This is a genomic window from Clostridium sp. (assembly GCF_021372645.1).
Lineage (GTDB): Bacteria > Bacillota > Clostridia > Clostridiales > Clostridiaceae > Clostridium.
Genome location: NZ_JAJFUC010000007.1, coordinates 1 through 12,784 on the forward strand (window position 1 = coordinate 1; position 12,784 = coordinate 12,784).

Genomic DNA, 12,784 nt, shown 5'->3' on the forward strand with positions numbered 1-12,784 from the left:
AAATCATCAATTATAAATAATGTATTCTTTGAAAGTATATTTAAGGTAAAAGCGGTTATAGGGAACTTCATTGAAAATATAAATAAAGTTCCTACACAAATAATAGACAGGCTTTGCATTAGAATGTAGAAACTTTATTAGAACATATATAATATGAAATATGTTTTGTAAGAATTTTAATATAAGAGGTGCACGCATGAGAAAAATAAAAGTTATGAGTGTTTTTGGAACAAGGCCTGAAGCTATAAAAATGGCCCCGCTTGTAAAACAACTTGAAAAGAATGAAAGAATTGAAAGTATTGTATGTGTTACAGCACAGCATAGGGAAATGCTTGATCAAGTTTTAGATATCTTTAAAATCAAACCTGATTTTGATTTTAATATAATGCGCCAACGTCAAAGTTTAACTGGAATCACTACTAGAGCTTTAGATAGGCTTAATGAGGTCATGTGCGAAGTTAAACCTGATATAGTACTTGTACATGGAGATACAACAACTACTCTTACTGGTGCTTTGGCAGCCTACTACAATCAAATTAAAGTAGGACATGTCGAGGCTGGACTTAGAACATATGATAAATATCAACCTTTTCCAGAGGAGATGAATAGAAAGTTAACTGGAGATTTGACAGATTTACATTTTTGTCCAACCGCATTTGCTAAAAATCATCTGCTAAAAGAGAATGTGAATGAGGAAGCTATCTTTATAACTGGGAATACAGTAATAGATGCATTATCAACTACTATAGATGAAGAATATAAGTTTAGCGTAAATGAGCTTAATAATATAGATTTTATAAATAAAAAAGTAATTTCTATAACTGCTCATAGACGAGAAAATCTTGGCAAGCCTCTTATAAATATATGTAATGCAATTAAAAAGATTGTGGATAGAAATGAAGATGTAGAAGTAGTATATGCTGTTCATAAAAATCCAGCTGTTCAAGAGCCTGTAAGAGAAATTTTAGGTGGTAATGAAAGAATACATCTTTTAGATCCTCTAGATTTAAAAGATATGCATAATCTTATGAAGCGTTCTTATTTTGTTATGACAGATAGTGGAGGACTTCAAGAAGAAGTTCCATCTATGGGTAAGCCTGTTCTTGTTCTTAGAAATGTGACAGAGAGACCAGAAGGTGTTAAGGCAGGTACACTTAAATTAGCAGGTAATGAAGAATCAGTTATCCTTGAAATGGCTCAAGAATTATTAACTAATAAAGAAATATATCAAAAAATGGCTCAGGCTCAAAACCCTTTTGGAGATGGAGATGCATCTAAAAGAATAGTAGAAATAATTCTTTATTATTTTAATATTAAAGAGGAAAGACCTATAGATTTTATAGTAGAATAATTGAATTTATTAGATATAAGTAATCAATTATATCTTGAAAGGAAATAAAAGATTATGTTGGAAAATATAAAGACTGTTTTTAGAGAGAACTTCGAAAATAGAAATAGATTATTTAGATTGGCAAATTATGAGCTTAAAGCTCAAAATAATGGAACAATGTTTGGTTTTTTGTGGAATTTCCTTAATCCGGCACTTCAAATATTCGTATTTTGGTTTGTTTTTGCCATAGGTTTAAAATCATCGGTACCACAAGGCAATTATCCGTATATTATATGGATGATCGTAGGAATTATACCTTGGTTTTATATAAGCACAGCACTAAGTAATACAGGAAATGCAATACATGCATATAGCGGTGTACTTAAAAGGATGTATATGCCAATGTCTATTGTTCCTGTAAAATCAGTATTATCAGCACTTATTGGTCATTTTTGGGCTATGCTAGTAGTTGTGGGAGTTATATTTGGTTCAGGCTATTCTATTAGTCATTACTGGTGGCAAACTTTTTATTTTATATTTTGCAGTTTTGCATTTTTAGTTGGATATGCTCTTTTTGCATCTGCTATTGTTGTTATTTTTAGAGATTTTCAAAAAATTATGGCATCGGTTATTAGACTTTTATTTTATATTACACCAATTGTTTGGGTTCAGGATAAATTACCTGAAAATCTTAAGTTTATTCTAAAATTAAATCCGTTTGCTTACATTATTGATGGGTATAGAGATAGTTTGCTTTATGGAAGAAGTATTATGTGGCATTGGAAACAAGGTGTATTTTTTTGGATTATAACTATAGTAATATTTATAATAGGTTGTAACATACATATGAAATTTCGTAAGCAATTTATAGATTTAATTTAAGATTGGTTTGGTGAATTAAATGGATAACAATTTAGCAATTAAGTGTACAAATTTATATAAAAAATACACACTATATTCTGGAGATTTTGAAAGATTAAAAGGTCTTTTTTTGCCTTTTTATAAACCAAAGGAATTTGTAGCACTTTCAAATATTAACTTAGAGTTTAAAAAAGGTGAAATTGTGGGTTTAATAGGTCTTAATGGCTCAGGGAAATCTACATTAGCAAGTATTATAACTGGAATAACATATCCTACAGAGGGAACAGTTGAAGTCGATGGAGAAGTAAATATGCTTTCAGCTAACGCTGGTATGGAAAATCATCTTACAGGAGTTGAGAACATAGATTACAAATGCCTTCTACTAGGTTTTGATAGAAGTCAAACAGAAATGATAAAAGAAGATATTATTAAGTTTGCAGACATAGGAATTCATATAAATCAACCATTAAGAACCTATTCAAGTGGTATGCGTTCTAGATTAGGTTTTGCTATATCTGTTCATATGAATCCTGATATACTAATAATTGATGAGGCTTTAGCAGTTGGTGATAATAGTTTTACTGATAAATGTCTTGATAAGATGAATGAATTTAAAGAAAAAGGAAAAACAATACTTTTTGTTAGTCACTCAGTTACACAGATGAATGATTTTTGTGATAAAGTAGTTTGGTTAAATAAAGGGAATATTGTAGGAACTGATATTCCTGAAAAAATTATTATACCTTATTGTGGTTTTGCTAGAGAGTTTAATGCTATGTCAAATGATGAACGAAATAATTTAAATGTTAATTTAAAAGAATATCAAGAAAAATTTTTGTAGTTAAGGGATGAGAATACTTATGGCAAATGATGATAAAATTTATGAATCTTATATAGGGAATCTTGGTGAGGAAAGTAAAAACAATACAAATAAAAGAATTAACTGGATTTTAAATGAAGTTAAAGATGCAAGGGATATACTTGATGTTGGCTGCTCTCAGGGTATAATATCTTTACTTATGGCAAAAGAGAGCGAAAAGGTTCTTGGGTTAGATATACAGAAAGAAGCTGTTGATTTTGCCAATACATTATTGAAAGAAGATTTTAAAGATGTTAAGAATAATATAGAATTTCGTTGCATTAACTTTTTGGATTTTAATGAAAATATGGTATTTGATACAATTGTTATGACCGAAGTATTAGAGCATCTAGAAGCTCCTTGTGACTTTATTATACACACAAAGAAATATTTGAAAGACAATGGTTCATTAGTTATAACGGTACCTTTTGGTGTTAATAATCACCCTGACCACCATTCTACCTTTTATTTAAGTAATATAATAGATATTATTGAAAAAGAGTTTCAGGTAGAAAAAGTTGAGTATATGGGGAGGTGGATTGGATTAGTTGCTAAAAAATGTGAAGTAATAAATAAATTTAATTATACTAATGAAGACGTGGCTTTATTAGAAAAAAACTTCTCGGAAATTGATTGGTCAATGACTAGAAGAATAGAAAAATTATATTCTGATAATATTAAAGTAAATAAAAAATATAAGGAGTCAACTGAAACATATTCTACTCTTAAAGAAAAATATAATAATAGTCTTGAAGTGAATAATAATTTAAAAGAAAAATACAATAATAGTCTTGAAGTGTATAACAATTTAAAAGAAAACAATAAAAAACTGATTAATGAAAAAAAGGAACTATCGAATATTATTGAAAAACTTCTAAGTGACCTTAACGATGAAATATCAATTTTAAAGGAAAATAAGGCTTTAATAAATAAGCTAGAAACACAAAAGAATTATCTTAAACATGAAAATAATGAACATAGAAGAAAACTATCATTGATTATAGATACATTTATTGGCAAGATTGGTATAAGAGTTTATAAGATGTTAAAAAAATTAAAGGCTAAATTAAAATAGGGAGGTGCATTGATTTGTTAGATTTAAGTTTTATAGATAAGCGAATAAATTACCTTGAAAAACAAAATAAAATAATTATTGATACCGTTGGAAAAATGGGGATTAAGATAACACAAAAAAATGAAATTAAAACAAATTCTGTGCGTAACTTTAATTTAGATATAGAGAATTTAAAAGACTTAAGGGTAGCGTGTATTATGGATAGGTTTACTCTTGATAGCTATTCTCCAGAATGTAATTTGTTAGAGGTAACTCCAGAGGGATGGAAAAGCGAAATAGATGAATTTAAACCTCATATGCTTTTTATTGAGTCAGCATGGCAAGGTAAAGATGGTTTATGGTACAGAAAAATAGCTAACGGAAGCAAGAAATATTTTGAAATGACAAGCTATTGTCAGGATAAAAATATACCTATTGTTTTTTGGAATAAGGAAGACCCTATTTATACTGATATATTTATGATAGCTGCTAGAATGGCGGATTTTGTTTTTACAACAGATATTGACTGTGTTAAACAATATAAAAACTCTCTTAAGCATGATAATATATATCATCTTCATTTTGCAGCACAACCTAAAATACATAATCCTATTGAAAAATATAATCGAAAGGATAAATATTGCTTTGCAGGTGCATACTACCATAAATATGTGAAAAGATGTGAAGTCTTTGATGATTTTTCAAAGTTTTTTATGGAAACTAAAGGTTTTGATATTTATGATAGAAATTATAAACATGCTCGACCAGAACATGAATTCCCTAAAATGTATGATAAATATATACTTGGAAGTTTAGATCCTAGTGAAATTGATATTGCATACAAGGGTTATAATTTTGGAATAAATATGAATTCCGTTCATCAGTCACAGACTATGTTTGCACGACGTGCATTCGAAATGATGGCATCTAATACTGTCACAGTAGGTAACTATTCAAGAGGTACAAAAAATTATTTTGGAGATTTAACTATATGTACTAATGATGGTGAAACATTAAAACAAAATATAAATAAGTGGTGTAAAAATACTGCTGATTTTAGAAAATATAGATTACTTGGATTAAGAAAAGTATTAAATGAACATTTGTATGAGGACAGACTTTCTTACGTTGTAGAAAAAGTGTTTAATAAAAATATTAAAAAACCATTACCTACTGTAAATATTTTAGCAAAGGCTAATGATGAAGCAGAAATTAAAAATATTATTAATTCTTTTAAAAAGCAAAAATATAATTCTAAAAAGCTTTACATATTTACTGAATGTAAATTAAACAAAAATATTGACGATGTAATTTGTTTAACAGCTGATGATATAAAAGAAAATATAATAACTAAATTTGGTCAGAATGGATACATTACAATATTTAATTGTAAAAATTATTATGGTGAAAATTATTTGTTAGATTTTGCTCTTAACACTCGTTATGGAGAGTTTGGTGGTGTTGGTAAGGCTGATTACTATTCAAAAGATGAAGATATTATTTCTATAACTAGTACTAATAGTAATTATAAAGAAGTAATTAGTTTAAAGACAGATAGAGCTATGTTTAAGAATAACTTATTTAAAAATTATACTATTAGTCAGCTCTTTGAATTAAGTGAAATTACAGATAAGAAACTTTTAGCTATTGACGAGTTTAATTTTTGTGAGAATTTAGTAAGTGATAATTGTGAAGTAGTTGATGATATTATTATTCATGATCAAGGTATTTCAATGGCAAGAATTGAAAATATGGCAGAAAATATAGAAATGGATAAATTTTCATATATTGGGTTATCACTGTCAAATGACGATTTATTTAATAACATGAAACAATCTAAAGATTCGCCTGTTATTTTTAGTAAAATTAACAATTCAGTAAAATTTGTTAGTACTCTTGATAAGGAAACTAATCATTATGTCAACATAGAACGATTATTTAACGTAAATGAATTTTTAGAGGATGGACATATAAATTTAGTTTTTAATGGAGTAGGAAGTCTCGACTGTATAGGAACGTGTATTTTTTACGATAAAGATAAAAAGAAAATATCTCCTGTGTTTACTAATATTAATAGATTATATAAGGCAGAAGTACCGCAAAATGCTATGTTTTTCAAATTATGTTTTAGATTTAGAGGAAGTGGGGAACTAAAACTCAGTGAAATTTTAGTGGGTGCAAGTAAAAATACTGAAGAAAAGGCTTGTTTTGTTTCACGTTCTAATGTACTTGTATTGTCAAATCATTATCCTTCTTCTGAATCACTTTACAGAAACATGTTTGTGCACAAACGCATGACTGCTTACAAAGAAGATGGTTTTGTATATGATATGATGCGTATGAATATTTATGCTAAAAATGAGTATAGAGAGTTTGAGGGTATTAACGTAGTTGAGGGACTGGGAGAGACGCTTGCAAATATTCTTGAAACAGGTAATATTGATACAGTTTGTGTTCATTTCTTAGATAAGCAAATGTGGGAAGTTTTAAAATGCTTTAAGGATAAAATTAAGATTATAGTATGGTTACATGGTGCTGAAATTCAGCCATGGTGGAGAAGGAAATTTAATTATAAAACTGATGAGGAATTGGAAAAAGCAAAAAAAGATTCGGATTTACGAATGAAATTTTGGAAGGAAGTTTTTTCACATTATAAAGAGATGAGAATTCACTTTGTTTTTGTTTCAAAATACTTTTTTGATATGATAATGGAGGATTATAAAATATCAATGAATGATGAGGATTATAGCATAATCCATAACTGTATTGATACTAATCTTTTTAAGTATTATAAAAAAGATTCTGAAGATAGAAAAAATATTATATCTATAAGACCATATTCAAGCAAAATATATGGTAATGATTTGTCAGTAAAAGCTGTACTTGAACTTAGCAAAGAAGACTTTTTTAAAAATATAAATTTTACATTCATTGGTGACGGAGATTTATTTGATGAAGTATTAAAACCATTAAAGAAATTTTCTAATGTAACTATAAAAAAACAATTTTTAAGACAACAACAAATTTCAGAAATTTACCAAAATAGTGGAGTAGTTCTTATCCCTACAAGAGGGGATACGCAAGGAGTTTCTCGTGATGAAGCAATGTCATGTGGTGTTGTGCCTATTACAAATGCTATTGCGGCTATTCCAGAATTTGTAGATGACAAATGTGGAATACTTGCAGACGGGGAAGATTATATTGCAATGGCTAAAGGAATAGAAAAATTATATAATGAGCCACAATACTTTTTAGAACTTTCAGAAAGTGCAGCTCAAAGGGTAAGAAATCAGACATCTAAAAAAATTACTATTGATAAAGAAATTCAGTTAATTAATAATATTAATTAGGAGTTATGATATGGAATTAAATGAAAGCATATTTGATGTTGATGTTGGGACTTTTAGAAATAATTTGAAATGCAAAATTGTGTTAAGAGATATTGTATCTGATAATTTTCAATATGCTTTTTATTTGATATATGATAAAGAAAGAATCGACACCAAATATTATACAAAGAATAATACTGCAGAGTTTCATTTGACAGACGATGGAGAATATAGTGTTGTCGGATTTGTTAAATATGAAGAAGAAGTGGCAATAAAAAAGTCTCAAAGTATAAATTTTAAATTTAATTCAGATTATCCTGTTGAGTCAGAAGGTTTTGAGAAAAATCCTATACCGATTAGTATTTTTGGAAGCTGTGTTTCTAGGGATTTGCTAGAATTTGATAGACGAAAAAAATTTAATTTAAGAACTTATGTTGCTAGACAATCAATAGTTTCAGCTGTTTCACCACCTATAAAATGTAATGTAGAAGATATAAATTTGCAATCTAAATTTCAAAGAGAAATGGTATATAATGATCTCGCTAAGGAAACATTTGAACGTTTTAAAGGTGATGGGAGTAAGTATTTAATGATTGATTTAATAGATGAAAGATATAAAATATTAAAATATAATCAATTAGGGGCTGAGTCTGTAATAACTTATTCAGCTTCCTTGCAGGAAAGTGGATATTTAAAAGAATTAGATATTATACCAAGAAAGAAAAAAAGGAAGATATTTGGTGGTAAATCATATTATGTTTATAATAAAAAATTAGATTGGTATTTGAAAGAGTTTTGTGATAGGATTTTAAATATTTATAAATCACAAAATATAATTATTCATAAATGTAAAATGGTTGATTATTACATTAATTCTTTAGGGACTATATCCAAATTTGATATAAATAATCTAAGCAACAATAAAAAAGTCAATGATTTATTAGATTATATGTATGATTATTTAGAAGCTAATATTCCTAATTCTATGGTTATTGATATTTGTGATAGTTTTTGTGCTGATGAAAACCATAAATGGGGGCTTGCACCTATGCACTATGAACAGGAATATTATGTGAAAGCTTTTGCAGAAATTCAGAAGATGTTGGTTGGAAGAAAATAATGAATTTTAGGATTTTCTAATGATAGAAATAAAATAGTATTATTCAAAAAGTAGCTGTTGTATTTTACCACAGCTATTTTTTACAGTATTTAATAAAAGTGGGGTTAATGAAATGAAAAGTTTGTTTTATAAATTATATAAGAAATTTGATGATATTCCATTAATTGCAATAATAGCATATTATGTATATGGTGTATTGATTCCAATGCTTACAGGAAAAAATAAATCATGTAAATATAATAGTGATAGTATAAAATTTGTTTCAAAAAATTATGATAAAGCAAAATATTATAAAGATGTAAAAATTGCATTTGTATGTGATGAGATGACATATAAAAGTTTTAAAGATGAATGTAATGCTGTATTTTTAACACCATCAAACTGGTTACAGGTAATGAAAGATTTTCAGCCAGATATCTTTTTCTGTGAATCTGCGTGGAATGGAATTGAGGAATACAAAGATTGTTGGAGAGGAAAAGTTTATAAAAGTAAAAATATTCTTTTTAATAATCGTAAGGATATTTTCAACATTTTGGATTATTGTAAAAAAAGTAAAATTAAAACTGTTTTTTGGAATAAGGAAGATCCAATTTTTTTTGATAACCCAAAATATAATTTTAGTGATACAGCAATATACTTTGATTACATATTTACCACCTGTGGCGAATGTGTGTCAAAATATAAGAATTTAGGACATAAAAATGTTCATACACTTATGTTTGGATTTTCTGAGAAAATTTTTAACCCTATAAACTCAAATAATAAAAAAAATGTAGCTATATTTGCTGGTAGTTGGTATGCTGACCTCCTTGAACGATGTAAGGATATGCTTGAAACATTTAAAATGGTTCAAGATAAGAATATTCAATTAAAAATATATGACAGAAATTATAACACTTCAAACCCTTTAAAAATATTTCCGCAGAAGTTTAGTTCTGTTATATTTAAAAATGTACCTTTTGAGAATTTGAAAAATATATATAAAGAAGCTAATTTTGCAATTAATATTAACACAATAAAAAATTCTGAAACAATGTTTGCAAGACGAGTTTTTGAGCTTATGGCATGTAATACTTGTGTTATTAGTAATGACTCAATAGGGATGAAAAAAATGTTTGGTAAAAATGTTTGGTTTTTAGGAGAAGACTTTGATTTTACTTCAATTAAAGAGACTTGTGCTGAAAATGTTCAGTATGTTATGGAAAATCATACAAATAGTGAAAGAATTAAACAGGTATATGATGATATTGGTATTAACTATATTGATGATAATGAAAATTTGACTGTTATTTACGATAATTGTGATTTAGAACAATGTAAAGAACATTTCAAATCTTTAATTTATGAAAATAAAAAGGGTTTTATAATTAAATATAATAGAGTTATAAACATTGAAGATGAAAAAGATATTAAGGATATAAGTTATTTTGGAGAAAATTACAAAACAGATTATTTTATCACTTTTAAATCACTAAATAAGTTAACGTTTGATATTAAAAAGGCTATAGTACATTTTTGTTATGTAGATGACTTTGTGGGTATTTGCGGTGGTAGTAATAAGTTTATTGTTCAAAAAAGTAATGATTACTACAATTGTGTATTTAAAGGTTACTATCTAAAAAAAGTAATACTTAATTGCAGTGGAAAATTTGAAAAGTATACAATTTGAGTATTGTTGAAATGTATATATTATTGTTTTATAATGTATATAGTATTGTTTTATAATGTATATATTAATTTGAGTAAATCTAATTTGAATGGGGAAATAAATATGAAAATTTGTGTTATTGGTTTAGGTTATATTGGACTACCTACTTCTGCTATGTTTGCAAGTAGTGGATGTGAGGTTGTTGGGGTTGATGTTACATCATCAGTTGTAGAAACATTAAATAAAGGTCATATACATATTGAAGAGCCTGGACTTGAAGAAGTTGTTAAGAAGAATGTTGAGAATGGTACTTTTCGTGCATCACTAACACCAGAAAAAGCAGATGCTTTTATTATTTCTGTACCGACTCCTAATAACGATGATGAAAACTTAAGTTGTGATTTAACATATGTTTTAAAAGCAACAGAATCTATAATTTCTTATGTGAAAAATGGTAATGTTGTTATAATTGAATCTACTATTGCACCAAGATCAACAGAGGATTTTATAAAACCTATTTTTGAAAAAGCAGGTTTTAAAATTGGACAAGATATATTTCTTGCGCATTGTCCAGAAAGAGTATTACCGGGTAAAATCTTATTTGAATTGAAAAATAATAATAGGATAGTTGGTGGTATTACACCAGAATGTACTGAACGTGCTGCTAAGATTTATGAAACTTTTGTAGAAGGTGAAATAATTAAAACAGAAGCTAAAACAGCCGAACTTAGCAAATGCATGGAAAATACATTTAGAGATGTAAATATTGCTCTTGCAAATGAACTTACAAAAGTTTGCTATAAATTAGACATTAATGTGCTGGATGTTATAAATATGGCCAATAAACATCCAAGAGTTAATTTACATTTTCCGGGGCCGGGAGTTGGAGGACATTGCTTAGCGATTGACCCATATTTCATAGCAGCAAAAGCACCAGATGAAGCAAAAATAATTCGTCTTGGAAGAGATACGAATTGCAGTATGCCACAGTTTGTTGCAAAGAAAGTTGAAATGCTTGTAAGTGATATCGATAATCCTAAAATAGCTATATTTGGTATGACTTATAAGGGCAACGTAGATGATGTTAGAGAAAGTCCAGCTATTGAAGTAGTAGAGATGCTTAAGGAGAAAGGGTATAATGTTGTGATAAATGATCCTCATGTTAAAAACCTTGAATATGCTCAGATGAGCCAAGCTGTTTCCAATGCGGATATAATTGTTGTACTTACAGATCATAATGAATATAAAAAATTTAACCATAAAGAAGTTGCTCAAGAAATGAGAAATCCTCGACTTTTTGATACGAAGGGAATCGTAAAAGAGCAAGAAGGATCTGGTTTGGAAGTTATTAATTTTGGTAATTTATATAAATATAAAAAATAACCTATTAAAAATTAATGATTAAAATTATCAAATTTTTTGAATAAATATTATAGGTCAGGATAGTGCAATCGAATTTGTAGCAGTTGCTACTATTGGTGGTCATAGCCTTCTAATGTTCAGAGTTCTCCTGGTTGTGGGAAATCAAGGGTAGCAAAAAGAATATATATAATATTATAGTCTATGATAAATGAAGAAACATTAAAAGGAGCTATCTATAGATTATAATGGGATTTTGTGTTTAGATGTAATTAATAAAAACATTGATGAAGGCATATCAAGATGGAAGTTCATCATTTAAAGTTATTGTAGATAAGAGAATTATTGATGATAAAGAATTTCTTGATATTGATAAATTAAATGGTATTATTTGATGAATTGTAAAATATAATAGATGATATAAGTAAATATCCTAGAAAAGATTGGGAAGTCAAGAGATTTAATTATTTCTTGGCTTTTAATGTGTGCCCAGCATGGGCATGTACTAATTGGTGAAAGTCCGTGATGGGGGCTGATAGTGTCAACCATTAGCTTAAGACAAGGGTGTCCATCGTAAGGTGGAATCTGAAGGAAGTTGGCGGCAAAGCTTTGGTCTGAGGTATACGAATTACATTTGAGGCTCAATTCTGTGGGTAAGCTTGCACTATAAAGTAAAGCCCAATAACTATCTGATACAAACTTCGGTCACAAGTTCCCTCAGTAGGGTGACTGTCACCAACTGTATAGAAAAGATATAATAAAATTAAAGATAGTATTACCAGATGGTCAGTCTTTTATATATTCAGTACCAGTCATGAAATATTGGGAATATACTGACAAAGAGCTTATAGAGAATAAAATGTATCCTTTAATAAAGCTTCTTCATCTCTTAAAATTGTATTTTGATTTTTTCATAAATTTGGTTTTAAAAGCAATATTTTTTACATTTTATAAATATGAAAAAATATTACTAGAAATCAAAATTTCCAGTAATATTTCAATAATAAATCTATTAATAACACAAAGTTATCTAGAGTCTCTAATTTTTTAAATGTTTAGTGTCTTTAACTATATTATTCGGCGAATATTATTTCAGCAAAATCAATTTTTCCATCAAGTTCGTTATTAGAAACTACGTTTATTTTGAAAACATCAAATTTATTATTCCATTCAAGTCCAGCTGGAGATATGTTATCTGCGTCACCTGCATCAATACCTATTAAC

The 12,784-nt window shown here is 28.0% G+C and carries 8 protein-coding genes; all 8 read left to right on the forward strand.

The features are described from left to right. The first annotated feature begins 196 nt into the window (after positions 1–196). The 8 genes from wecB (at position 197) to LLF98_RS00965 (ending at position 11,584) form a co-directional block, all read left to right on the forward strand. Positions 197–1,351: a UDP-N-acetylglucosamine 2-epimerase (non-hydrolyzing) gene (gene wecB / locus LLF98_RS00930; RefSeq protein ID WP_291699923.1), complete on the forward strand. Its 1,155-nt coding sequence runs from the start codon at positions 197–199 to the stop codon at positions 1,349–1,351. A 54-nt stretch (positions 1,352–1,405) separates the two neighbouring features. Next, positions 1,406–2,212, forward strand: coding sequence for an ABC transporter permease (locus LLF98_RS00935; protein ID WP_291699925.1), 807 nt, complete (start codon positions 1,406–1,408; stop codon positions 2,210–2,212). A gap of 19 nt (positions 2,213–2,231) precedes the next feature. Further along, entirely contained in the window at positions 2,232–3,032 is an 801-nt protein-coding gene (locus LLF98_RS00940) for an ABC transporter ATP-binding protein (RefSeq protein ID WP_291699927.1), read from the forward strand. Positions 3,033–3,051: 19 nt separating this feature from the next. Next, positions 3,052–4,125 carry a methyltransferase domain-containing protein gene (locus tag LLF98_RS00945; RefSeq protein ID WP_291699929.1) on the forward strand — a complete coding sequence of 358 codons (1,074 nt, stop codon included), beginning with the start codon at positions 3,052–3,054 and terminating at the stop codon, positions 4,123–4,125. Between the two features lie 14 nt (positions 4,126–4,139). After that, positions 4,140–7,454, forward strand: coding sequence for a glycosyltransferase (locus LLF98_RS00950; protein ID WP_291699931.1), 3,315 nt, complete (start codon positions 4,140–4,142; stop codon positions 7,452–7,454). 10 nt (positions 7,455–7,464) lie between these two features. Continuing rightward, on the forward strand, positions 7,465–8,553 hold the full coding sequence (locus tag LLF98_RS00955; RefSeq protein WP_291699933.1) for a DUF6270 domain-containing protein: 1,089 nt from the start codon (positions 7,465–7,467) through the stop codon (positions 8,551–8,553). Between the two features lie 112 nt (positions 8,554–8,665). Continuing rightward, entirely contained in the window at positions 8,666–10,222 is a 1,557-nt protein-coding gene (locus tag LLF98_RS00960; RefSeq protein ID WP_291699935.1) for a glycosyltransferase, read from the forward strand. A gap of 102 nt (positions 10,223–10,324) precedes the next feature. Beyond that, complete coding sequence (locus LLF98_RS00965; protein ID WP_291699937.1) at positions 10,325–11,584, forward strand: nucleotide sugar dehydrogenase; 1,260 nt, start codon at positions 10,325–10,327, stop codon at positions 11,582–11,584. Positions 11,585–12,784: the final 1,200 nt, after the last annotated feature.